This is a genomic window from Nocardia sp. NPDC019395, assembly GCF_040632335.1.
Taxonomy (GTDB): Bacteria; Actinomycetota; Actinomycetes; order Mycobacteriales; family Mycobacteriaceae; genus Nocardia.
The window spans coordinates 19776-43248 of record NZ_JBEYBT010000016.1 but is presented as its reverse complement, the minus strand read 5'-3'; the positions used below and the strand labels follow the sequence as shown (position 1 = coordinate 43248).

Below are 23473 nucleotides of genomic sequence, written 5' to 3'. Positions count from 1 at the left end.
GGGCGGGTTCAGAAGGCGAGCAGCACTTTGGCCGAGACCGCCGAATCCTTGGCTACGGCGAAGGCTTTTAGGGCGTCGGAGACCTCGAATTCGTGGCTGATCACCGGTTCGACGACCAGACTTCCGTCGGCCAGGGCCACGAGTACGGCGTCGATTTCGTCGTTGAACCGGAACGAGCCGAGGACAGTGAGTTCCCGCGTGATGACCAGCGACAGCGGTGCCGGTTGCAGCCCGGACGGCAGGAGCCCGAGCAGCACCACTCGGCCGCCCCGGGTGCAGCCGCGCACCGCCGATTCGACACCGAACCGGGTGCCGGAGCATTCGATGACGATATCCGCGTCGACGGCGGCGATACCGTCCGCGTCGTCGGCTTTCAGGGTCGCCGTCGCACCCAGCTCCCGGGCGATACTCAGCGGGTAGTCGTGCAGATCCACCGCGGTGACGGCACTGGCACCGGCCCGGCGCAGCACCGACACCACCAGCGCGCCGATCGGCCCGCAACCGACGACCAGCGCGGTACGCCCGGCCACCTCGCCCGCCCGCGCTACCGCATGCCAGGCCACGGCGGCCGGTTCGGCCACTGCCGCCGTCCGCAGCGACAGGCCCTCGGGCAGTGCGCGCAGCATACGGCCGGGCAGTACCGCGTACCGGGTGAAGGCGCCCTGGGTATGCGGGAACTGCGCCGCGCTGCCCAGGTAGGTGCAGCCGGGTGACAGGTTGGGGCTGTCGCTCGGATAGCGCGCAGTGGTGCCACCGGGGGTGGCGGGATGTACCGCGACCCGGGTCCCGGCGGCTGGTCCCGAACCGTCCGCGGCCGGCCGGATCACCGTTCCGGCGACCTCATGGCCGAGTTGCAGCGGCGCCCGCAGGATGGATTCGCCGGCCGCGCCATGGGTCCAGTAGTGCAGATCGGACCCGCAGATACCGCCGTAGGCGATCTCGATCACCGCGTCGCCGGGGCCGGGACGCGGTACGGGCCGGGTCTCGACGCGCAGGTCACCGGCGGCGTGGGCCACGACCGCGGGTGAGTCGGCCGGAAGCTCGATAGCGGTCGGCGGCATCAGTCGTTCCGTCGCACGAATTCGAGACCGCCGGGCACCTGGAAGGTCGGGGTGATCTCGATCAGGCCCAGGTTCATATGCCGCGGCGCGTCGATCGCGAACTCGATGGTGTCGGCGATGTCCTTGGTGGTGATCGATTCGAAGCCTTCGTAATAGGTATCCCAGGCTTCGCGCATCGCTTCGGGGGTGCCGCCGAGGTTACGGCCGAAGATCTCGGTTTCCACCCGTCCCGGGCAGATCTCGGTGACCCGGATACGTTTGCCGATCACATCGTTGCGCAGCTGCCGGGACAGCTGGTGCACCGCGGCCTTCGTGGCGTGGTAGCCGGTGTGACCGTAGAAGTTGTAGTGCCCGGCGATCGAGCTGATATTCACGATATGGCCGAGATCGCGGGCGACCATCCCGGGCACCAGCAGCCGGCACAGGTGCAGGACAGCGCGCAGGTTGACATCGACCATCGCGTCGACCGACTCGGGTGTGGCATCGAGGATGTTCCCCGTGGCCGAGACACCCGCGTTGTTGACCAGTACGTCGATCTCCAGTCCGGCGACCGCTTCGGTGAGCGCGGCGGTATCGCTGACGTCGACCGCGAGCGGGGTCATCCCGGTCCGGGCGGCCACCTCGTCCAGCCGGGCGGCGTCGCGCGCGACCCCGTAGACGGTGAGCCCCCGTTTGGTGAGCATTTCGGTGACCGCGGCGCCCATACCGGTATTGGCTCCGGTGACGAGGGCGGTTCGGTAATCCTGTACTGGCATGACGTTACTTTCTGCTCGGGGCCGTCAGAGCGTGTCGCGCAACGGCAGATGGGCGCGGTCGGTGACGGTGCTGACGGCGAGGAAGGTGCCGAGCGCCGTGACGACGGCGTAGACGGCCGGGACATAGATACCGAACTGCGGGATCAGCCAGGTCATCAGCAGTGGTGCGGTACCACCGAAAACGGCCGAGGAGATGTTGTAGCCGACGCCGTAGGCCGAATAGCGGACCCGGGTCGGGAACAGTTCGACGATAAGGATATGGATCACCGCGCTGTGCCCGGCGAAGATCACGGCCATGATGCAGGCGCCGATCACCGCGAGCGCGAAATTACCGGTCGCGATGAGGGCGTAGCAGGGGATGGCGCCGACCGCCATGGCCAGGGCGGAGCCGGCGATCACTTTCTTGCGGCCGAGTTTGTCCGACAGCGCGCCCATGAACGGGATGGCCACCGAGATCGCGATCAGGCTGGCGGCGGTGACCACCAGCGCGGTACCGGTGGAGAAGCCGATCTCGTCGCCTTTGAGGAAGGTCGGCATATAGGAGAACAGGACGTAGTAGCCGGAGCCGTTCATGAGCGGGATGAACAGGGCCAGCAGCATCGCCCGGCGGTGTTCCGGGGAGGCGAACGCTTCCTTCAGCGGGTTGCGGGAAAGGCCCCCGGACTCCTTGAGGTTCTCGAAGTTGGGGGTATCGCTGATCGCGCGGCGGATGTACCAGCCGATCACGCCCATCGGGATCGCGATCAGGAACGGGATACGCCAGGCCCAGCTGCCGAAACCGCCGCCGTTGATGGCTTCGCTGGTCAGCCACGGGGACATGGCGAACGCGACGAGTGTGCCGGTGAGCAGCGCGAGGAACGAGGCGATCTGGGCGTAGCTGGTGATCAGTCCACGTTTGCCTTCGGGCGAGTGCTCGGCCAGGAAGGTCATCGCGCCGGCCGCCTCGCCGCCGACGGAGAAACCCTGCGCGAACCGCAGGGCGATCAGCAGCGCGGGCGCCGCGACCCCGATGGCCGCGTAGGTGGGCAGGATGCCGATACCCGCGGTCGCGACGCTGATCAGCATGATGACGAAGACGAGCATTCGCTGGCGACCTATCTTGTCGCCGAGAATCCCGCACACCACCGCGCCCAGCGGGCGGACGAAGAACGAGATCGCGTAACCGGCGAAGACCAGCATCAGGGCGTCACTGGACTTCGAGACGTCGAAGAACACGATCGCCAGTGCGGTCGCCATGAAGGCGAAGATGCCGTTGTCGTAGAGCTCGACGAAGATGCCCACGCATCCCGCGAGCACCACGCGGCGCAGCGAAGCGGGCTTCGCGGGCTCGGATATCTCGGATCGGGACACGGGGCCGGCGGAGCCGGTCGGCAAGATCGTGTCGGTCATACGTACTCCAGGTGACTGTGCGGGTTTTGCGGGGCCGGGCTACGGGCCAGAAGTTGGTGGGGTGGTGTGCACGGGGATGCGTAGCTCCGCGTAAGCCGCCGCCACCCGGGTGCGCAGCCGATCGATCACGGTTTGCTGCGCCCGGTAGCGACGTACCGCGTCGGCAATGGTGACATGCCGGAACAGCACGCGCTGACCCGGCCTGACCTGGCCGAGCCGGGACAGACCGACCGCGGTGACCACGGCCGGCACCGGATAGCCGGCGGTTACCCCGCGGCCGCGGTGCAGGATGAGAAGTTGGTCACCGGCCGGGACCTCGACCGCCCCGATCGGTACCCCGCGGGAAAGCACTTCGCCGTTGGTGATCCGGCGTGGAAGGGTTCCGGACGAATCGGCCGGTGCCAGTCGCAACCCGATGTGGTTACTGTCCACCCCGACCACGAACGCCGTTTCGTACAGGCGCTCGACGGTATCGCCGAAGTCCGCTGCGTCTGGTCCGTCGGTGACATCGATGGTCCAGCTGCCCGGAAACGGTGCCGCCGCGGCACCGAACCGCAGCACCGGTAGCCGGAAATGCGGATGATCGATCACCGGCCCGTCGACCTCGACGGCGATATTCGCACCGGCCGTGAGGTGGCGCCCGAATCCCAGGACCGAATCCGGCGCGCAACTCCCGAGCAGCCGGTCCGCCGCGATCGACCCGTGCACGGCGATATAGACCCGGAGTCCTTCGTGGATGCCCCGGACGGTCAGTTCGGCACCCGCCCGCCAGACGAACGGCTCCCACTGCGGGTACCGGATACCGCCGACCCGGACCTCCGCGGGCGCACCGGTGACGGCGATGAGCAGATCAGTGCTCGCGACCGCCCCGAAATCCGCGGCGAGCAGTTCCAGCAGCGGCGCGGCCGGCGCACTGGCTACGAGCGTATTGGCGACCTCGGCACTGTATTGGTCGAGCGCGCCGCCGGTCAGCTGCCCGACCCGCGAGGCCCGGCGCCGGCCCAGATCCTGGATCGCCGTGTTCCCGGGAGTGGTCACCGTGATGCATTCAGCCAAGGTTCGCCCCCGCGTATCGGGACCATTCCGCGGCGGCGATGGCGTGGAACCGGAATGTATCGCCCGGCCGGAATTCCGAGATCGGGTCGGCGGCCGGGTCCACCAGTGTCAGCGGGGTGCGGCCGATCACCGGCCAGCCGCCCGGTGCGGGCCGCGCCGAGACCACGGCTTGGCGGCCGGCCACCGCCACGGCTCCTGCCGGTACGTGCGGACGTGGTACGGCCCGCCGGGGAACCGGCGCGGGAAAGGCGGGACCGTCCAGCATCGGCGCACCACCCGGCGACCCGTAACAGCGCATCGTCAGCGGGGTGGAACCGTGCAGGCGGATCACCTCCGCCGGGGACAGCTCGAGGTGGTCGGCGACCTGTTCGAGGTCGGGCCCGTAGTCGCCGCCGTAGACCACCGGGATATCGAACCGGCGCGGTGCCGCCGCGGGCTCGGGAGCGAGATCCAGCCGCTCCAGCAGATCCCTGATGTTCTGGTGATCCGTTACCGCACAATCGAATTCGATGAGAAGCGTGTCGTATGCCGGGATTATCCCGGTGATGGCGTACTGCTCGAGATACGGGTCGAGGGCGGCGGCGACGGTATGCGCGACCCGCCAGCATTCCTCCCGGCCGGCACCGCGGGCATCGATCCGGACCGCGGAATCCCCGCAATCGGTGACGACGTACCCGGGCCCGTTCACGCCCGGCACGAGGTACTCCCCCGGCCGTCCCGGGCCGCGAGCACCCGGTGCAGCGGCGCGATCTCCACACCGGCTTCGGTGAGGGCGGCCCGGATCGCCTGCGCGTGCCGCACCGCGTCGGCATTATCGCCGTGCAGCAGCAGCGTATCGGCCTCGATCGGGATCTCCGTGCCCTCGACGGTGTCGATGAACCCCTCGGTCACCACACGCACCGCGCGCCGGACCAGTACCGCCGTATCGTGGATCACCGCGCCGGGTTCGGATCGTGGTACCAGGGTGCCGTCGGCACGGTAGGCACGATCCACGATGCCGACGATGCCGACCCGGAGCCCCTGCTCACGAGCGTGGTCGGCGAGTTCGCCGTCCTGCGCCAGCACGATCAGGTCCTGGTCGAAGGCCCGCACCGCGGCAACGACCGCGGCCGCGTAGTCCGGACGGGTGGCGACCAGATTTCCCAGCCGGCCGTGCGGCGCCAGATGCGACAGCGTGGTGCCGTGGGCGACCGCGAACGCATGCAGGGCACCGAGCTGGTACAGCACATCGGTGCGCACCTCCTCGGCCGACAGGTCCATCGCCCGGCGGCCGAAACCGACCAGATCGGGGAAGCTGGGATGGGCGCCGATCCCGATCCCACGGGCGACGCACTGCCGGACCGTGCGATCCATGGTCCGCGGATCGCCCGCGTGGAAACCACAGGCAATATTGGCGGAGGTGAGAACCTCGAGCAGCGCGTCGTCATCGCCCATGGTCCACGCACCGAAGCTCTCACCGATATCGGCGACAAGATCGATTGTGGGTGCCATGATGCCTCCGCGGATGAGGAAACTACGAGTACCGGTCCGGTGAACTCCGGGTATTCATCGGACGTTACGCAGAAACACCCGGAGCCGGGTAATACCGGTTTCCGGTGAGGCGATAGCGAACTTTTATGGCCTCTGAACAGCGACTATCCGAAGCGACACGGACTGGCGGCACAGTATCGATACGGCGGCGTACCCGCCGGGCAACAAGGTGGAAATCACGACGTGCGACAACGTCGCTTTCCGGGAAGGTGAACCGAGGTGGATACCCGACGTTTGTTCTCGTTCGTGCGGATCGTCGACGCCGGCAGCATCACACGGGCGGCCGATATTCTGCATATCGCGCAACCCGCGCTGAGCCAGCAGATGACAGCGCTGGAAGCTCATTTCGGCCAGCAACTGCTGATCCGGCACAAACAGGGCGTAGAGCCCACCGAAGCCGGACGCGCGCTGTACCGGCACGCGCAGATAATCCTGCGGCAGGTCGAGAGCGCCCAGGCCGAGGTGAGTGTGGTCGGCCGGGAGCTGGCGGGCGGGGTCTCGGTGGGACTCGCCCCCTACAGCACGGTGAACGCGATCGCCCTGCCGCTGCTCATGGCGGTGCGCGAACGGTATCCGAGCATCCTCCTGCATATCAACGAGAATTTCGGCGGCGTCCTCAGTGAGGCGATGATGACCGGCCGGATGGATATGGCCCTGCTCTACGACACCGGCCCCATCCGGGGCGTGACCTTCGAACCGCTGCTCACCGAGGAACTGATGTTCGTCGCCCCGCCCGGCACCGGACTACCCGGTGAGACGGGTGACGCGGTGCCGATCAGCCGGTTGGTGGGGCTGCCGCTGCTACTGCCGGGGCCTACCCACACGATCCGGAAAGTGGTGACACAGGCCTACGACCGCGCCCTGGAAAAAGCTCTGATCGTCGGCGAAGTGGAATCGGTGACGCTGATGGCGCAGGCCGTGCGCAACGGTCTGGGTTCCACCGTGCTGCCGCTGTCGGTCGCCCGGCGCATCATGACCGCCGGAAACGTCGAACTGCGCCGTATCGAACCCACGATCACGGTGCAGGTCTCGCTGGGCTTCCCGGCCAACCAGCCACTGTCCAAACCGGCCGAGGCGGTCCGCGAGATCCTGCGGGCGGTGGTCGCCGACTACATCAAGAGCAGTTCCGGCGGTCAGGCGTAATAACCGGAGATTCGGTGCGCGCCCAGCCGGTTCAGTAACCGCGCGCGGTATCGATCACCGCGAGCAACGGCTGTCCCGCGGCGAAACGTTCGATATTGGCTGCCACATGATCCGCCAGCGCCCTGGGGAGACCCGTTGCCGGGTTGGCGATATGCGGAGTGATGAGCGCGTTGGGCAGGGTCCACAGCGGGTGACCGTCGGGTAGCGGTTCCGGCGCCGTGACGTCGAGCGCGGCGCCGCCGATCGTATTGTCACGCAGGGCATTCACCAGCGCATCGGTATCGATCAGCGTCCCGCGGGCGACATTGACGATCCACGCCGACGGCTTCATCCGAGCCAGGGTTGCCGCGTCCACGAGGTGCGCGGTCTCCGCGGTCGCCGGCGCCGCGATAACGAAATGATCCGCGCGCGACCATATTTCGCCGGTCCGGGTGGCATCCAGAGTTTCGGCCGCACCGGGCACCGGAGTTCCCGAGCGATTCACCGCCAGCACATCGGCACCGAATGCGGTGAGCAGCGGGATCATCGCGCGACCGATACCGCCACAGCCGACGATCGCCACCGTCGCACCCCGCAATGTGCCGACGCGGGGGTCGAATTCCTGCTTGCGCCACGACACCGCCCGGGCCTGTTCGGTGAGTCCGCGTATCCCCGCGAGCAAGAGCAGCATCGCGTGCTCGGCGACATTACCGGCGTACGCGCCGGCCGCCGAGGTCCAGGTGCGCCGATCGTCGATGCGGCCGGCGGCCAGCCACGGTTCGATCCCGGCGGCGGGCAACTGCACCCAGCGGACAGTGTCCGGCAGCCGTTCGGGGAACGTATCGGGCCCCTTCGCCCACACCACCGCCTCGGCCTCGGCGAGCGGGACGAGGTCGCCGCCGGCCCGCTCGATTCCGCCGGCCAGGGCGGTGTCGTGATCGGGGCCGAGATGGATGCGGGGAGCTGAGGTGTTCGGCACGGTTCGCTTTCGGGGTCGAGGTGGATCTTCCGGGGTCGGCGTAGGTGGAGCCGCGGTCACACCACCGCGGTCAGACCGCCGTCGACGTACAGGATCTGGCCGTTGACGAAATCGGCCGCCGGGGACGCGAGGAACAGCAGCGCGCCTACGAGTTCCTCGGTGCGTCCCCACCGGCCGGCCGGGGTGCGTTTGGCCAGCCACGCACTGAAGTCCTGGTCCTGGACGAGTGCCTCGGTGAGCACCGTATCGAAGTATCCGGGCGCGATCGCGTTGACCTGTAGCCCCCGCGGCGCCCAATCGGCGCACATCCCCCGGGTGAGCATCTTCAGACCACCCTTGCTCGCCGCGTACGGCGCGATCCCGGCCCGCCCCAGCTCGCTCTGCACCGAGCAGATATTGACGATCTTGCCCCGCCCGCGTTCGACCATCGCCCGGGCGAACTCCCGGCCCACGCAGAAAGCGCTGAACAGATTCGTATCGAGTACTCGGTGGAAATCCTCATCGGAGAATTCCAGCAGCGGGCTGCGATGCTGGACCCCCGTGTTGTTGACCACGATATCGACGGCCCCGATCTCGGCCTCGATATCCGCGGCCGCCGCGGCCACCTGCGCGGAGTCCGTCGCGTCGAAGGCGCGCACGTGCACGACGGCACCGGTACGGTCGGCGATCTCGGCGCGGCTGCGCTCGAGCGTCTCGGGATCACGCCCGTTGAGCACCACCACGGCCCCGGCCTCGGCGAGCCCGGTCGCCAGCGCGTAGCCGATCCCCCGGCTCGACCCGGTGACCAGCGCCACCTTGCCGGCGATATCGAAACTGCGATGTGGGCTCACGGTGTCACCTTCCAGCTTTCCTTCGAGAATTCGGCCGCCGCGCGCGCGATCACATCGGGCGGCGACGCGATGTCCAGCACGATTCCCGTTTCGTCGGGTTCGAGCGGTTCCAGCAACGCCAGCTGCGAGTCGAGCATGCCGGGCAGCATGAAATGTCCGCTACGCCGCGCCATCCGCGCCCGGATGGTGGCGGCCGGGCCGGTGAGATGCGCGAATATCACGGGCTCCGGGCCGGACCGCAGCACCTCACGATGCTGCCTGCGCAGCGCGGAACAAGCCACGACATACCGGGTATCTCGCGCTGTCAGCCGCGCGGCGACAGCGGCGAGCCACGGCCCACGGTCCTCATCGGTGAGCGGAATACCGGCGGTCATCTTCTCGATATTCGCCCCGGGATGCAGATCATCGGCGTCCAGGAATTCCGCGCCGGTCAGCGCGGCGACCCGGCGCGCGATGGTGCTCTTCCCGCAGCCCGCCACACCCATCACCACGATGTGGGGTCGCCGCTCGCTACACATGATCTTCCTGCCCGCCGGTACCGACAATATCCCTTCGACCTTGCCCGAAACGGCCACGTCGAGGCAATGACCAGGCGATACCGGTTCGAAAGGACGTCATAGCGAAATCCGAGGGCTGCCCGGTCCGGAGCGACCGCGCCGCCCGCCACGCACAGACCTCCCGAGCGCCACAGTCGGCGAGGAACCACTGCCCGAAGCCGGCGGGACCCTCCGCACTTGTGACGACCATTCGACGGCGACAGCTACATTCTGGCCGGCGCCTGGTCCCCCACCGACGGGCGCGATCTCGATCAACCATCCGTTTCCGATCACGATCCCCTGGTCCGCGCTGACATTCTGAACCCCTTCGGACAGTGGCATTTTCAGCAAGGTTCGTTCTGAATCCGATCATTTCGCGACCCTCTCATCAGGTATCTCGGCATCCGAATCGCTGACCCGCCAGAGCCGATTCCAGTTCACGATTCCAGCAAGTAACGTGACCGCGCCCAGACCGAGTAAGCCGCCCACATAATGTCGGCCATCGGCGATGAGTCCACCGAGAACAGGCCCGACAAGCGCGAATATCGAGGCCACAACCTGCGAAACGGCCGCCGTGCGGCCCCGCATGCTGCCTGTCACCGAAAAGTTGACGTAATTCCCGAAGGCAAACCGGGCACTGGGCACCGGTATCCAAACAAGGAGGAGAACGAAGAGACCTGCCACTACTCCGAAGAAGTGCATAAGGATCGCCCCCAACAGCAGAGTCGAGGCCCATACGAAGTTCTGGAGAATCAGGAGCTTGAATCCGCCGAGGATTCCGAACAGCCGCATTATCAGCAGCGAACCGATCAATCCGCCCAGTGCCTGCATACTCAGCAACAAACCCGGCAGCACAGAATCTCCGCCGGCCGCCTTCGCAAGCAACAGGAAGACAACTGCCGAGAGCACCAGACTCTGAACAGCGTTCAGAACAACGGCCGGAGAAAGTATTCTGTGCGTCAGGACGAATCGCGCGCCATCCTTGGCCGAGGTCAGGATGGACCCCTCCGACGGCGCCCTTTCCACGCCGCGAGTCTTGGCGGTGTCGATTCGAAGAATCAATACCAGCGAAATAAGATAGCTCACCGCATCGAGGGCGAACGGGAGCCAATTATTTATCGTGAACAGCGCCGCACCTATTACCGGGCCGATCATCGCTATGGAATAATCGCGAGCGTCCGACTGTGAAACCGCCCTCGAATAATCTTCTTTCCGGACAAGCGCCGCGAAGAACGGCATGGAGGAGCTGTCGAACAGGGCCGCGAATGCCGAGTTCGCCATAATTATGAGGCAGAAAACGGCAACCGGAACGTGATTCGTCAGACCGATGAGTGCGGCGACAACAGCGAACAACACCGAACGGACGGCATCCGCGACGATCAGACTCCGACGGAGATCGTGCCGGTCCGACCAGGCTCCCGCCAGTGGACCGAGCAGCAAAGTCGCAACGTATTGGCTGGACGTAACGACAGCTGCGGCAACCGCACTTTCGTACATACGTAGCGTCAACACCGGCACAGCGACGTAAGTGATCTGGGACCCCGCTATCGACGAAAGCCTTGCGAGATAAAAGAGTCGATAGTTGTTGTTCTCCGACAGCAGGCCGGCCATCCGATCCCCCTCCGCACTACGCGCCCCGCGATGACGCCCATTCGGACCCTATAGCGAGGATCGCGATCGGTGCCGAACTCGAGCATCTTGTGCGCCTCGGATTCGAGGGCTGCGGAAGTCGTCCTCTCCCTGGGAGTTCGAGGCGCTGACACAAGAACACCGACCGGAAATCGTCTTCACCGCGGTCACCCGCACTGGCGGCGTCGATCACTGTCCAGCACATGTTCGAGCACCTGGCGGCGATACCCCTCTCGACACACCGGAGCCCGACACGCCCTGGTGGGTCGCGACCGTTGCGACCCACCGACCCGATCGGCGAGGCAATTCAGCTGCGGATTCGTTGCGGATCGAGTGCCCCCCGGGACCCCCGGCCGGCCTCGGACATAGTGTCCTACCTGCGCCTCAGCAGTGCCCCCAGTCGGACTCGAACCGACACTGGGCGGATTTTAAGTCCGCTGCCTCTGCCAATTGGGCTATGGGGGCGTGCGGAGGACACACTACCGACTCGTACACCCGTACCGGAATACCCAGCGGCTGGGAGTCACATCGTGGTGTCTGTCTGAATCGCCTGGCATGCCTCCACCAGCACATCCGCGGCCAGCAGACCTGATTCCTCCGCCGCCTCGCGGACCTCGTCGGCCAGGTCGTAGTCCGTGGTCACCGCCAGCAGGGCCAATTGCAGGGCCTCACCCAGCTGGCCGAGCCGGCGGGCGATCAGCGTCTCGTCCATTTCCGGGCCCAGGTTCTCCCAGCCCACCGGCTGCACACCGTCGATGCGGTAGCGGCGCAGCGTGTCCTCGCCGAGGACCTTCATGAAGTCCACCGCCGAGGCCATGCACCGGTTGTTCGCGACCCGGTACTCGGTGCGGTCGGCGATCTTGTCGATGAGGACCGCGACGATCGTCGCCGCCGTGAACATTCCGTCGCACACCCGGGCCGGTGCCGCTTCGGGCGGCCCGGGTGGGGCCGTTGCCAGCCCGGTGGTGACCGCGTCGATCCAGTCCACGATCTGTTCCGTGCCGGAAGCATCGGCCGTTCGCGGTTGGCGCGCCAACGGTTCTTCCCGGCGCCGGAACCACCGCCACGGTAGACGCATCGCCATCACTCCTGTTCGGAAGCGGACCTGCCGAGCAGCGCATGCCGTCGGCCGTATGCGAAGTACATCACCAAACCGAGCAGCATCCAGACTACGAAACGCAGCCAGGTCTCTACGGAAAGATTGATCATCAGCCACAGGCAGGCCACGACCGCCAGAATCGGCACATAGGGCACGAGCGGAACCCGGAACCCGCGCGGCAGATCGGGGCGGGTGCGGCGCAGGACCACCACGCCGATGGAGACCAGCAGGAAGGCGAACAGGGTGCCGATGTTCACCATTTCCTCGAGCGTCCCGAACTCCACGAAACCGGCCAGCAGCGCGCACACCACACCGACGATCACGGTGATCCGCACCGGAGTACCACGGCTGCCGGTTTTGGCCAGCCAGCGCGGAGTCAGGCCGTCGCGGGACATGGCGAACAGCACGCGGGTCTGGCCGAGCAGCATCACCATGACCACTGTCGTCAGGCCGGCCAGGGCGCCGATGGAGATGATGTTCTTCGCCCAGTCGGCACCGTTGAGCGCGAAGGCGGTCGCCAGGGTGGCGTCGTCGCCGGAGAGTTCGGTGTAGGGCACCATACCGGTGAGCACAATCGATACCGCGACGTACAGGATGGTCACCACGATCAGCGATCCGAGAATGCCCCGCGGCAGATCGCGCTGCGGGTTCTTGGTCTCCTCGGCCGCGGTCGCGACCACATCGAACCCGATGAACGCGAAGAAGACGAGGCTGGCCGCGGCGAGCAGGCCGTACCAGCCGAAGCTGCTGTTACCGCCGCCGGTCACCAGGGAGAACAGCGACTGTGTCAGCCCGTGCGCTTCCTCCTGCGGCACTGTTTCGGGAATGAACGGCGTCAGGTTGGAGGCGTCGAAGAAGGTGAGCCCGACAATGATCACCAGCAGGATCACGCCGACCTTGATCGCCACGGCCACGGCCGAAACCCTCGAGGACAATTTCGTCCCCAGCGCCAGCAGAGTGGTGAGTACGGCGATCAGCAGGACCGCGCCCCAGTCGAAGGTGATTCCGCCGAACTCCACCACCGCGGCACCCTGATCGAATACCTGACCGAGATACTGCGACCAGCCCTTGGACACCACGGCCGCGGCGAGCGCGAACTCGAGCAGCAGGTCCCAGCCGATGATCCAGGCGGCGAGCTCCCCGAAGGTGGCGTAGGAGAACGTGTAGGCGCTACCGGCCACCGGCACGGTGGAGGCGAATTCCGCGTAGCAGAGCGCGGTCAGCGCGCAGGCGATGGCGGCGAAGACGAACGACAGCGAGACCGAGGGGCCGGCGACGTTACCCGCCGTCCGGGCGGTGAGGGTGAAGATACCGGCGCCGATCACGACGGCGACACCGAAGATCGCGAGATCCCAGGCGGTGAGTTCCTTGCGGAGTTTCGCGCCGGGTTCGTCGGTGTCGCGGATCGACTGCTCCACCGATTTGGTGCGGAACAGAGAATTGCGGCTGGTCGGGGTCGTCACGGCGGCCTCCTCGTCTTTCTGGCGCGTACCGGGAACGCTAGTGCACTCCCGACATATATCGGGTTATCCACGACGACAGCGCGGCAATCACGGCCCCGGCCGCGATCGCCACCAGACCGGTGATCCCGAAGTAGGCGAATTCGTCGTCCGGCGAGTAGAACCGGGCCAGCACCCCTGACAAGGTGGTGCCCAAGGCCACCGACAGGAAATAGAGCGCCATCATCTGAGCCCGGAAGTGTTCGGGCGCCAGTTGAGTCGAGACGGCCAGCCCGATCGGGGAGATCAGCAGCTCCGAGACCGCGAACACCGCCATGATGAACAGCACCACCAAGGCCGGCACCGCCTTACCCTCGGTTCCCGCCATCGGCACGAACAGCAGGAAGGCCACCCCCATCCCCACCACGCCCAAGGCGAACTTACGTGGCGTGGTGGGCGCCCGGTCGCCCAGTTTCGTCCACAGCAGCGCGAACAGCGGCGAGAGCGTGATGATCCATACCGGTTCCACCGAACCGATCCAGCTCGACGGCGCGGTCCAGCCGAAAATATTCCAGTCCATCCGTTCGTCGGAGTACACCGCGAGGACCGTGAAAATCTGCTGGAACAGCGACCAGAACACGACATTCGCGAGGAACAGCGGAACGAAAGCCCACACCCGGCTTCGTTCGAGCTGGGTGACCCGCCGGTGCGTGAGTAGAACAGCGAAGTACCCGAGCGCCGCCACGACGATGAGCCCCGTCGTGACATCGGGCAGGTTGTCGATGGTCACCAGCCCGGTCACCAGCACGAGCACGATCACCAGGATCGCGGCGAACAACACCCCCAGCGCCGGGCCCACGGCCCGGCGTGGCAGCGGGTCGGGTACGTCCCGCCCGGCGGTGCCGAGGTTGCGCCGGAACACCACGTACTGGATCAGTCCGAGCGCCATCCCCACCGCAGCCGCCCCGAAGCCCGCGTGGAATCCCCACTCGCGCTGCAGCAACCCGGTGAGCAGCGGCCCGACGAAAGCGCCCAGGTTGATTCCCAGATAGAACAGCGTGAATCCGCCGTCGACGCGCGCGTCGCCCTTCGGATAGAGGGTGCCGAGCAACGCGGACGCGTTCGATTTCAGCGCCCCACTACCCAGCGCGACGAGCACCAGACCGATGCCCACCCCCGTCAGGCCGGGGATCAGCGCGAGCGCGATATGCCCGGCCATCACCACGACCCCGCCGTAGAAGACGGTGCGTTCCATCCCGATCAGCCGGTCGGATACCCATCCGCCGAGAACCGTGCACAGATAGACGAGACCGCCGTAGGCGCCGACCAGACCGACCGCGGCGTCCTGGTCGAGCCCCAGCCCACCCTCGGTCGTGGAGTAGTACAGGTAGTAACCGAGAATCGTGAGCATCCCGTAGAACGAGAACCGCTCCCACAACTCCACACCGAACAGGTTGACCAGCCCGATCGGGTGCCCGAAGAAAGTCCGGCCGCCGACCGCCGTCGATGGTGCTTCCGACATTCTCCGACTGTGCCACGAACGGGCCCCGGTGCGTGGCATACCGCACCGAACCGATACAGCACGTTCATATGCGCCGGTCGGCGCACGCGGTTCAGGCGATCGACTGGGCGATACCGTCCAGGATGTCGTGTTCGCTGACGACCAGTTCCCCGATACCGGCCCGTTCGGCCAGTTCCGCCGCCAGTACCTCGGTGATCACCGCGCCGCCGCCGATAACGTCGACCCGGCCGGGATGCATGGGGCCGAGAGCGGCCCGCTCGTCGTGATCCATCCCGATCAGCCGGTCACAGACCGCGTTCAGCTCCGGCAGCCCGATCCGCGCCAGATGTATTTTCGCCGAATCGTATTCGGGCAGATCCAGCGCGACCGCGGCGAGCGTGGTCATCGTGCCCGCCACCCCGACCCAGGTGTGCGCGCCGTCGACCGGCACATGGGTGAACGCTTCGCGCAGCCGTTCGGTCGCGAATTCGCGCGCCGCCACCACTTGGGCGGCCTCGGGCGGATTACCGTGCAGGCACCGTTCGGTGACCCGGACACAGCCGATATCGGCCGAGAACGCCGCCCGCACACCGTCGGCGTCGCCGACCACGAGTTCGGTGGAACCACCGCCGAGATCGACCACCACGAACGGCCCGTCCGCCGGGCGCAGTTCCCCCACCGCGCCCGCGAACGACAGCCGCGCCTCCTCGTCACCGGTGATCACCTCGGCTTCGGCGCCCGGCACCACCCGGCCGAGCTCGGCGCGGGTCATCGCGAAGAAATCCTCGCGGTTCGACGCGTCGCGGGTCGCTGAGGTCGCGACCATCCGCACCCGCCGCACCTCGTGCTCGGCCATCAGCGTCACATAGTCGGCCAGCGCGACTCGGGTGCGTTCGATCGCCGCCGGATCGAGCCGCCCGGTCGCGTCGACTCCCTTACCGAGGCGCACGATCCGCATTTCCCGGTGTACATCGGTGAGTTTTGCGTCCGCGCCGATATCGGCGATCAGCAGACGTATCGAATTGGTGCCGCAGTCCACGGCGGCAACCCGGTTGCTCATAGGTCCTCTTCTGTCGGCACGTAGTGCGGCCAGTCCGCCGGGATCGCGGTCCCGCGCAACCCGTTATCGGCTGCCAGCGCCACCGCTTCGTCACCCAGTGGATTGATCCCGGGCCCCTTGGCCAGCGCGTGCGCGATCAGCACGTGCAGGCATTTCACCCGGTCCGGCATACCGCCGCCGGTGAAATCGGTACCCAGGGATTCGATTTCGTCCCGCTCGGCCAGATAGCTCTCGTGGGCGGCCCGGTAGCCGGCCGCCAATTCGGCGTCCCGGCTCAGCCGTTCGGTCATCCCCTTCATAACCCCCGCCGACTCCAACCGGCTGGCCTCGGCGGTGAGCCGTGGATCGGTGAGGTAGTACAGCGTCGGAAACGGGGTTCCGTCAGGAAGTTTCGGTGCGGTCTTCACCACCGCGGGCACACCGTCCGGTGTCCGGTAGGCGATGGCGAGTACCCCGCGCGGGGCGCGGCCCAATTGTTCGGCGACGATCTGTAGATCTCGGTCGTCGGGTGTGCTCACCTCGGTCCTTCCGGCTGCGGCGCGGGTACTTCGGGGTCCGCGGGTGGTGGTTCGGAAATACTGCGCCACAGATCGGTGTACCAGGGATCGGGTACATCCTTCGGCGCCTGCGGGTCCGGGATGGCCGGCACTTCCATACCCGGGACCTGCACGATGTAGGGGGTCTCGCCCGGCATGACCAGACGCAACCTGTCGCGGGCCTCGGACCGGATATAGGCCGGGTCCTGCTGTTGTGCGCGGCGGTCTTTCAGCCGGGCGATATCGTCGGCGAGAACCCGCCGCTCGGCCGCCAGCTGGGCCGCTTCGGCGCGCTGCGTGAAAAAGGTGCGCATCGGGACGGCCAGCGTCATCGCCAGCGCGCACACCACCATCGCCAGGATGATCGCCTTACCGGCGGAAAGCCCGAGAATCGTGCGTTCGGACCAATCCCGGGCGCCGGTTGTTCCACTCTTGGTGCGCCGGGTACTGCGCCGCACCCGTTCCGCGCCACCGTGTACTTCGGCGGCCGGCCGGCGGGACGGCGCGCGCGACATCCGGCCCCGCCCGGCCGGGCTGGTCCCGCGCGCACGCCGCTCCGCCATCTACTGCTCAGTCCTCGAAGGTGAACCGCGGGAAGGCCACATCACCCGCGTAGCGGGCCGAATCGCCGAGCGCGTCCTCGATCCGCAGCAGCTGGTTGTACTTCGCCACCCGCTCGCTACGCGCCGGCGCACCGGTCTTGATCTGCCCGCTGCCGACCGCGACGGCCAGATCCGCGATGGTGGTGTCCTCGGTTTCCCCCGACCGGTGCGACATCATCGTCTTGTACCCGTTGCGATGTGCCAGTTCGACGGCGTCCAGGGTCTCGGTGAGCGTGCCGATCTGGTTGACCTTCACCAGCAGCGCGTTCGCGGCCCCCTTGGCGATACCGTCCTCGAGGCGTTCGGGATTGGTGACGAACAGATCGTCGCCGACCAGCTGCACCTTGTCACCGATCTCGTCGGTGAGCCCGACCCAGCCGTCCCAGTCGTCCTCCGACAGCGGATCCTCGATGGAAACCAGCGGATACGCGGCCCGCAACTCGGTGTAGAACTTGGCCATTTCGGTGGCCGACCGCGCCGAACCCTCGAACTGGTACGCGCCGTTGGAGTAGAACTCGGTAGCGGCGACGTCCAGCGCCAGCGCCACATCCCGGCCCAATTTAAGCCCGGTCTTACCGACCGCCACGCTGATCAGATCCAGCGCCTCCCGGGTGCCCGCGACGTCCGGAGCGAACCCGCCCTCGTCGCCCAGGCCGGTGGCCAGACCCTTCTCCTTCAGCACCGCCTTGAGCGCGTGATAGACCTCCGCGCCCCAGCGCAGCGATTCCTTGAAGGTCGGCGCGCCGATCGGCGCCACCATGAACTCCTGCACATCCACTCCGGTGTCGGCGTGCGCGCCGCCGTTGAGGATGTTCATCATCGGCACCGGCAGCACATGCGCGTTCGGTCCACCGAGATAACGGAACAGTTCCAGCCCCGACGACTCCGCCGCCGCCCGCGCCACCGCCAGCGACACACCCAGCAGCGCGTTCGCGCCGAGCCGGGACTTGTCCGGGGTGCCGTCCAGATCGAGCAGCGCCTGGTCGACGGTCCGCTGTTCGACGGCGTCCAGGCCGATCACGGCCGGCGCGATCTCGTCGAGCACACCCTCGACGGCCTTCTGCACCCCCTTGCCGCCATAGCGCTCCCCGCCGTCCCGCAGTTCCACGGCCTCGTGCTCACCGGTGGACGCACCCGACGGCACCGCGGCCCGGGTCAGGGTGCCGTCGTCGAGGGCGATCTCGACTTCGACGGTGGGGTTACCACGCGAATCCAGGATCTCGCGAGCTCCGACCTGTTCGATGATGGCCACGAAAACAACACTCCTTCGGCTGTCGGCACGGTGATGATCAGGGAAGAGCCGTGCGGTTGCGAGCCTAATAGGCCCGCTCGCACTCAGTCCATCTGCCGCCCCGCAGCCCGCCCGACCTCTACCGATAGGCGATGCTTCCGTGCCGGAGCATTACGACGGTCGATCCTCGCCGGACAGGCGTCCTCAGACCCGCCGGCCCACGCTGTAAGCGGCGGCCCGGTCGCGAACGTCCTTCATATAGCTCTCCGACCTGTTGTAGGTGAACAGCGCCCGGCTCCAGCCCTCGGCGGTCTGCAGTGTTCCGCCGCTGGCACAGAGATAAACGCCGGCGGTCAGTGCCGCGTCGTCGATACTGTGCGGGTCGGCAATACCGTCCCCATTGGCATCCACCCCCCATTTACGCCAGGTCTGCGGTATGAACTGCATCGGCCCGACCGCCCGATCGAACACCGGGTCACCGTCGAGCTGCCCGCCATCGGTATCCCGGATCTCCGCCACCCCCGGCGACCCGTCCAGCGCGATCCCGATGATCCCCGGCTCCACCAGCCCGTCGTCCCTCACCTCGGCCCCTCGGTGCCGCCCGTGATCACTCTCCACACTCCCGATCCCCGCGAGCGTGGTCCACCCGATCCCACATTCCGGCCGCGACCTCCCCAGCACCGCCGCCGCATACCCGTACGCCTCCAGCGCCGCCACCGGTATCTCCAATACATCGGCCCGATCCACCGCCCACCCGTTCAGCAAGGCCGCGGTCCGCCCGGGAGCGTCGAGATCTATCACCGGGACCGGCGCCCCCGGCCCGGGCGGGATGCCGTCGGGAATGGGCACGAGCTCCTCCCCCGCCCCACACCCGGCGAGGAGTAACGCGACGATCGAAGCGGCGGCAATGCCGTACCTGCGGAGACGCACACCATCCATAATCCAGATCAGCTGGTGACCGGCCCGGACTGTGTCCGGTGTCCCACCCGGCCGGGCCGGCTATAGGCCGGATCAGCATCGGTTTGCCGAAACTTACCGCTCTCACCCCACATAACCTGCAGTACGATTCCGCTCGATCGCAATCGTGAGGGGGGCCGCCATGCACCGAACGGGATACGTTGTGCTGCGCGGAATATGCGCCGTGCTGGTGGCGGGGATGGCGACGACGACAGGTGCGGGGTGTAGTTCCGTAGTTCCGGGGCAGGCAGTCCGGGTCCCACCGGACCTGTCGGCAGTGGATGTGGGGAACTACCGCACGGAACCGACGGAATGGGGAACCGCCGGGGACAGGAAAGCGGCCCGTATCCGCGAAGGGCACCGGCTGGGCGACTATGCGGTTATCCCGTTCGAATTCGATCCCGCATTCATCCACCGCGTCGGCGGGAACGACGCGGTGGTGCTCGACCGCAGGGATATGTCGGGGCTCGTCGTCAACGACACATTCGACGAGGTCGCAAGCGACCTCGTGACAGGCTGGGTGCACACCTGGGCGACCGAAGGCGCATATCCCGACACCCGGGAGTTGAGCATTGCCGTGCTCATGTTCCCGGATGCCGAAGCCGCAGGATCAGCCGCTACCCGACTCGAGCACGACGATTTCACCTATAACGCCGAAAACCGCCCGGTCGAAATTCCGGAATATTCGCATTCGAAGGCGCATTGGCGGCCCGGCGTCTCCTCCCTCGGAAGTTGGACAAGCCACGATCGCTACGTGGTTTTTGCCAAGTACACCGACTTCTCCGACAAACGCGATCTACCGTCGATGGTGCGGACAACCCAGGCTTTGCTGGACGCGCAAATTCCATTGTTGGATGAATTCGAACCCACCCCTGCGGACCAGCTCGAAAATATACAACTGGATCCCGACGGACTACTCGCCCTCGCCTATCCGAAATCCGAGGAGCTGACCGCTCTCACCGGACCGTCGGGATTCTTCCGCGGACGCGGCGCCCTCCACGCACTGAGCGGATTCGAAGACTTGCGATTCTTGGACACGGGCCGGGTGACCGGTATAGCCCTGGCCGAGACGGTGGTCATGGAAAGTGAGTCCGCGGTCGGCGCGGAAGCGCTGTGGGAGATCATCCGGCCACCTGCCGACAATCCCGCCGAAGGTCGCGTCATCGAATCACCTGAAGGGATCGGAGGCAAAGTGATCTGCTTTGCCAGAGCTATGCCGCCGGGCGCGAGCCAGTCGAATTTTTGCGCGTTGCAGACCGGACGATATGTGGCACAGGTGGAGGGCTCCCAGATACAGGATCTACATCAGAAGACGTCCGCACAGTACGTCCTGTTGGCGAGTAGATAGGACGAAACAGTGACGATCCGGACGCGGCCCTGGGTCGCCGGCAGGGCTTTGCCTGTTCTCATCGCTACCGCGTCGATGATTCTGACCGCCGCCTGCGGTGCCACCGTCACGGGCGCTCCGACGCCGGGGATGACTCCGGTCGCACTGGACGGACTCGATGTCGGCCTACTTGCTACCGAACCGAAAAAGTTCGAATTGAATATCAGCACGCACTGGGATGTTTACTCACTGGAATCCCGTCGGATGTTCGAGTATTTGGTATCGCCACATCAGGTCGACCCGGATTTCAAGTACTTGGATAAAAGCGAACTCATGGTGGCAGGCGGGAACGCCGGGGCCCTGCTACCGGCGGAGTTCGGTCCGATCCTGGAAAAGAACTATTTGGTCAGCGGCGTGATCACTGCGCGCGGCAACAACAGGCCACGCGAAGGCCGGCAGATGATCACCGGGCTGATGCGGTTCGGAAACGAGGAGTATGCGCGTGCGGCCGCCGAACAATTCGGCGCGACCGCGGACACCATCTCACCTGGGCGTCTCCCCGTTCAGCTGACCGGCCACAACGATGCACACGCAGCAATTACGAGCAGCCGTGACCGCGCCCAGGTATTCGTCGCAATGGGTAGTTACGTAGTGATCGGGCTTATTGCCACACCACCCGACCGGTCAGCGCAACTCGAACCGCTTATGACCGCGTTCCTGGACCTCCAATCCTCCGCTATTTCGGACCTGACCCCCACGCCACCGGACGATATTCTCGACCAACCGCTCGACCCGGGCGGCTTGATGCGGAAAACATTGCAGAGCGAAAGTCCACCACCCGCGGCTCACGGAGGCCTCGTCGGGGTATATCCCGCGGCCGGCCATATACATTTCGAGTACGACGCGGAGGCCCTTCCGGATTACTCCCGATTCGGCGTGGACTCGGTGGCCCGCCACGAAACCATCGTCTACCGGACGGGAAGCCTGAGCCAGGCATTCGCCTTGCAGACCGTACTTTCCCGCCCCGGAAAGTACGACGAGAAGATCGCGCAACCGCCGGGCATCGCCGATGCCCAGTGCGTTATGCGCGATACGACGACGACGATGTTCGACAGTCACGTCTGCGTGCTCGTTTACGACCGCTACGTCGCTGTTATCGGCGGCTCCGGCATGAGCACCCTTGCCGACCCGGAGCTCTATCAGCGGGCTGCCGCCCAGTACACGCTACTGGCGAACAGCCGATGAGTCAGAAAAGGAGGAAGGAATGGCTTTGCCGCCAGGTGCCGTAGTCGGCGGTTACCGCTTGGAGCGAGTCCTCGGTAGCGGCGGTATGGGAGCGGTCTACCTGGGCCGGCATCCGAGCCTGCCGCGCCAGGACGCCATCAAGATCCTCAACGAACAGCTGTCCAGCGATCCCGAATTCCGGGCCCGGTTCCAGCGCGAAGCGAATCTTGCCGCCGGCCTGGACCACCCCAATATCGTGTCGGTGTTCAACCGCGGCGAGGAACACGGCCGGCTCTGGATCGCCATGCAATACGTTCCCGGTACCGATGCTTCGCAGGAGGCGCAACAGAATCCGGGGTCGATGACTCCGCAGCGAGTCCTGCGCATCATCTCCGAAGTCGGCAAAGGCCTCGACTACGCACACCGGCGCCGGCTCCTCCATCGCGATATCAAGCCGGCGAACTTCCTGCTCTCCAATTCCCCGGACGATGACGAAGAGCGCGTGCTGCTCACCGATTTCGGTGTCGCGAAGTCGGTCGAAGACGGGCAGGACCTCACGGCCACCGGGAAGTTCATGGCCACGGTCGCCTATGCGTCTCCGGAACAATTACTCGGTCAGCATCTCGACCACAGATCCGATATCTACAGCCTGGGCTGCTCGATGTTCCGCCTGCTCACCGGGCAGAATCCGTACCCGTCGACAGTGCCGGCAGTGGTGATGATGGGCCACCTCAACGAGGCCCCACCGAATATCTCCGGTGTCCGCCGCGATCTGCCGCCCGCGCTCGACCGTGTCTTCGCCAAGGTCCTCGCGAAAGATCCACAGGATCGATACAACACCTGCCGCGAGTTCGTCGCGGACGCTGCCGCGGCCCTCTCGGGGCAACCTCCGGCACAAACCCCTGTCGGCCGACTCGATCCAGTGGATTCCGGGAGATATCCTTCGCAACCGGCCTTCCCCGCTGATTCGGCCACCGTCCGCGACCGGGCGCGGCGGGGCGAAGAGTTCATCGCCACCCTGCCACGTGACAACTTCGAGGCTGCGTTTCCGAAGGCCGCGAAGAAGAACATGCTGCGACGAGTCCTCGTAGCCACGGCGGCGGCAGTGGTCGTCGTGATTGCTGTCGCGGCAGCTTTTCTCGTGCGGTCGGATGGTGGCTCGGGCTCTCCGGGAGGCGCTGATCTGGCACAGGTCCGCTCCGACCATCCTGAATTCGCCGGCAAAACCGTCGCCGCTTTCAATTACGGGAACTCATTGTTCTCGGTGGCCCTCGATGGCTCACCACAGACCGATTTTCTGCACGATATCGGTTTCCGCTACAGCGACGAGTACATCCCTGCGGATGCCAACGAGAAGTCGCCCCGTGAACTTTCGACCACCAGCTTCGATCTCAACGGCCAGCACGATGTCCTGATCGTGCTGCGATCCGACAGCGATGCGGGCAACGGCGGTCTGGGCGGGCTGCCACCCGCGTTCCTCAGGACGTCGACGAAAATCGTGGTGATCGACGATATCTCCGCCGTACAGGCCTTCCAGGTCTGGACACCGCAATCACCGGAGATTCTGGCCGAGAAGATGGTGCCGGAGATATCCGAGATACTGAGCTGAC

At 66.2% G+C, this 23473-nt stretch carries 22 protein-coding genes and 1 tRNA gene; 4 read left to right on the top strand and 19 right to left on the bottom strand.

Features of this window, described 5'->3' with window-relative positions; genetic code table 11:
- Positions 1–8 precede the first annotated feature (8 nt).
- Genes ABZ827_RS25665 through ABZ827_RS25640 form a run of 6 tightly spaced genes read right to left on the bottom strand, consistent with a single transcriptional unit; the run spans position 9 to position 5752 of the window.
- On the bottom strand, positions 9–1061 hold the full coding sequence (locus ABZ827_RS25665) for an L-idonate 5-dehydrogenase (protein WP_357241565.1): 1053 nt from the start codon (positions 1059–1061) through the stop codon (positions 9–11).
- Positions 1061–1816, bottom strand: coding sequence for an SDR family oxidoreductase (locus ABZ827_RS25660; RefSeq protein WP_357241563.1), 756 nt, complete (start codon positions 1814–1816; stop codon positions 1061–1063). The genes ABZ827_RS25665 and ABZ827_RS25660 overlap by 1 nt, the downstream gene beginning before the upstream one ends.
- A 24-nt stretch (positions 1817–1840) precedes the next feature.
- Positions 1841–3205 carry an MFS transporter gene (locus tag ABZ827_RS25655; protein ID WP_357241560.1) on the bottom strand — a complete coding sequence of 455 codons (1365 nt, stop codon included), beginning with the start codon at positions 3203–3205 and terminating at the stop codon, positions 1841–1843.
- 39 nt (positions 3206–3244) lie between these two features.
- Positions 3245–4243: an allophanate hydrolase gene (locus tag ABZ827_RS25650; protein WP_357241557.1), complete on the bottom strand. Its 999-nt coding sequence runs from the start codon at positions 4241–4243 to the stop codon at positions 3245–3247.
- Positions 4244–4253: 10 nt separating this feature from the next.
- Positions 4254–4958: a carboxyltransferase domain-containing protein gene (locus ABZ827_RS25645; RefSeq protein ID WP_357241554.1), complete on the bottom strand. Its 705-nt coding sequence runs from the start codon at positions 4956–4958 to the stop codon at positions 4254–4256.
- Positions 4946–5752 carry a 5-oxoprolinase subunit PxpA gene (locus tag ABZ827_RS25640; protein ID WP_357241551.1) on the bottom strand — a complete coding sequence of 269 codons (807 nt, stop codon included), beginning with the start codon at positions 5750–5752 and terminating at the stop codon, positions 4946–4948. Before ABZ827_RS25640 ends, ABZ827_RS25645 begins: the two co-directional genes overlap by 13 nt.
- 273 nt (positions 5753–6025) lie before the next feature.
- Between ABZ827_RS25640 and nac the strand changes: the two genes are divergently transcribed.
- Positions 6026–6934: a nitrogen assimilation transcriptional regulator NAC gene (gene nac, locus ABZ827_RS25635; RefSeq protein ID WP_357241787.1), complete on the top strand. Its 909-nt coding sequence runs from the start codon at positions 6026–6028 to the stop codon at positions 6932–6934.
- A 31-nt stretch (positions 6935–6965) separates the two neighbouring features.
- Here the strand turns inward: nac and ABZ827_RS25630 are convergent, their stop codons facing one another.
- From ABZ827_RS25630 to ABZ827_RS25570, 13 genes are all read right to left on the bottom strand, one after another.
- A complete protein-coding gene (locus ABZ827_RS25630; protein ID WP_357241548.1) occupies positions 6966–7892 on the bottom strand; it encodes a D-isomer specific 2-hydroxyacid dehydrogenase family protein in 927 nt (308 codons plus the stop codon).
- A 56-nt stretch (positions 7893–7948) separates the two neighbouring features.
- Positions 7949–8722 (bottom strand): glucose 1-dehydrogenase, encoded by a 774-nt coding sequence (locus tag ABZ827_RS25625; RefSeq protein ID WP_357241546.1) that lies wholly within the window; start codon positions 8720–8722, stop codon positions 7949–7951.
- Positions 8719–9240: a gluconokinase gene (locus tag ABZ827_RS25620; RefSeq protein ID WP_357241543.1), complete on the bottom strand. Its 522-nt coding sequence runs from the start codon at positions 9238–9240 to the stop codon at positions 8719–8721. The genes ABZ827_RS25625 and ABZ827_RS25620 overlap by 4 nt, the downstream gene beginning before the upstream one ends.
- A 387-nt stretch (positions 9241–9627) precedes the next feature.
- Positions 9628–10869, bottom strand: coding sequence for an MFS transporter (locus ABZ827_RS25615; RefSeq protein ID WP_357241540.1), 1242 nt, complete (start codon positions 10867–10869; stop codon positions 9628–9630).
- Positions 10870–11278: 409 nt separating this feature from the next.
- Positions 11279–11352, bottom strand: a tRNA-Leu gene (locus ABZ827_RS25610).
- 58 nt (positions 11353–11410) lie between these two features.
- Entirely contained in the window at positions 11411–11971 is a 561-nt protein-coding gene (locus ABZ827_RS25605; RefSeq protein ID WP_357241537.1) for a hypothetical protein, read from the bottom strand.
- A complete protein-coding gene (locus ABZ827_RS25600; RefSeq protein ID WP_357241534.1) occupies positions 11971–13449 on the bottom strand; it encodes an amino acid permease in 1479 nt (492 codons plus the stop codon). Before ABZ827_RS25600 ends, ABZ827_RS25605 begins: the two co-directional genes overlap by 1 nt.
- A 37-nt stretch (positions 13450–13486) precedes the next feature.
- Positions 13487–14947, bottom strand: coding sequence for a peptide MFS transporter (locus tag ABZ827_RS25595; RefSeq protein ID WP_357241531.1), 1461 nt, complete (start codon positions 14945–14947; stop codon positions 13487–13489).
- A gap of 91 nt (positions 14948–15038) precedes the next feature.
- Positions 15039–15986: a Ppx/GppA phosphatase family protein gene (locus ABZ827_RS25590; RefSeq protein WP_357241529.1), complete on the bottom strand. Its 948-nt coding sequence runs from the start codon at positions 15984–15986 to the stop codon at positions 15039–15041.
- Positions 15983–16504, bottom strand: a complete 522-nt coding sequence (locus ABZ827_RS25585) for a DUF501 domain-containing protein (protein WP_357241526.1) — start codon at positions 16502–16504, stop codon at positions 15983–15985. The genes ABZ827_RS25590 and ABZ827_RS25585 overlap by 4 nt, the downstream gene beginning before the upstream one ends.
- Positions 16501–17085 carry a septum formation initiator family protein gene (locus tag ABZ827_RS25580; RefSeq protein ID WP_357241523.1) on the bottom strand — a complete coding sequence of 195 codons (585 nt, stop codon included), beginning with the start codon at positions 17083–17085 and terminating at the stop codon, positions 16501–16503. The genes ABZ827_RS25585 and ABZ827_RS25580 overlap by 4 nt, the downstream gene beginning before the upstream one ends.
- A gap of 7 nt (positions 17086–17092) precedes the next feature.
- A complete protein-coding gene (gene eno, locus ABZ827_RS25575; protein ID WP_357241520.1) occupies positions 17093–18376 on the bottom strand; it encodes a phosphopyruvate hydratase in 1284 nt (427 codons plus the stop codon).
- 183 nt (positions 18377–18559) lie between these two features.
- Complete coding sequence (locus ABZ827_RS25570) at positions 18560–19294, bottom strand: lytic murein transglycosylase (RefSeq protein WP_357241517.1); 735 nt, start codon at positions 19292–19294, stop codon at positions 18560–18562.
- Between the two features lie 454 nt (positions 19295–19748).
- Between ABZ827_RS25570 and ABZ827_RS25565 the strand changes: the two genes are divergently transcribed.
- Genes ABZ827_RS25565 through ABZ827_RS25555 form a run of 3 tightly spaced genes read left to right on the top strand, consistent with a single transcriptional unit; the run spans position 19749 to position 23472 of the window.
- Complete coding sequence (locus ABZ827_RS25565; RefSeq protein WP_357241514.1) at positions 19749–20660, top strand: hypothetical protein; 912 nt, start codon at positions 19749–19751, stop codon at positions 20658–20660.
- 9 nt (positions 20661–20669) lie between these two features.
- On the top strand, positions 20670–21884 hold the full coding sequence (locus ABZ827_RS25560) for a hypothetical protein (protein ID WP_357241511.1): 1215 nt from the start codon (positions 20670–20672) through the stop codon (positions 21882–21884).
- A gap of 19 nt (positions 21885–21903) precedes the next feature.
- On the top strand, positions 21904–23472 hold the full coding sequence (locus tag ABZ827_RS25555) for a serine/threonine-protein kinase (RefSeq protein ID WP_357241508.1): 1569 nt from the start codon (positions 21904–21906) through the stop codon (positions 23470–23472).
- Position 23473: the final 1 nt, after the last annotated feature.

Excerpts from the sequence above, each read along its gene's own strand:
- ABZ827_RS25570 (WP_357241517.1), bottom strand. The coding sequence starts at position 19,294 with ATGGATGGTGTGCGTCTCCGCAGGTACGGCATTGCCGCCGCTTCGATC.
- ABZ827_RS25615 (WP_357241540.1), bottom strand. The coding sequence starts at position 10,869 with ATGGCCGGCCTGCTGTCGGAGAACAACAACTATCGACTCTTTTATCTC.
- ABZ827_RS25640 (WP_357241551.1), bottom strand. The coding sequence starts at position 5,752 with ATGGCACCCACAATCGATCTTGTCGCCGATATCGGTGAGAGCTTCGGT.
- ABZ827_RS25555 (WP_357241508.1), top strand. The coding sequence starts at position 21,904 with ATGGCTTTGCCGCCAGGTGCCGTAGTCGGCGGTTACCGCTTGGAGCGA.
- ABZ827_RS25665 (WP_357241565.1), bottom strand. The coding sequence starts at position 1,061 with ATGCCGCCGACCGCTATCGAGCTTCCGGCCGACTCACCCGCGGTCGTG.
- ABZ827_RS25655 (WP_357241560.1), bottom strand. The coding sequence starts at position 3,205 with ATGACCGACACGATCTTGCCGACCGGCTCCGCCGGCCCCGTGTCCCGA.
- ABZ827_RS25595 (WP_357241531.1), bottom strand. The coding sequence starts at position 14,947 with ATGTCGGAAGCACCATCGACGGCGGTCGGCGGCCGGACTTTCTTCGGG.
- ABZ827_RS25605 (WP_357241537.1), bottom strand. The coding sequence starts at position 11,971 with ATGGCGATGCGTCTACCGTGGCGGTGGTTCCGGCGCCGGGAAGAACCG.
- ABZ827_RS25620 (WP_357241543.1), bottom strand. The coding sequence starts at position 9,240 with ATGTGTAGCGAGCGGCGACCCCACATCGTGGTGATGGGTGTGGCGGGC.
- ABZ827_RS25580 (WP_357241523.1), bottom strand. The coding sequence starts at position 17,085 with ATGGCGGAGCGGCGTGCGCGCGGGACCAGCCCGGCCGGGCGGGGCCGG.
- ABZ827_RS25660 (WP_357241563.1), bottom strand. The coding sequence starts at position 1,816 with ATGCCAGTACAGGATTACCGAACCGCCCTCGTCACCGGAGCCAATACC.
- ABZ827_RS25590 (WP_357241529.1), bottom strand. The coding sequence starts at position 15,986 with ATGAGCAACCGGGTTGCCGCCGTGGACTGCGGCACCAATTCGATACGT.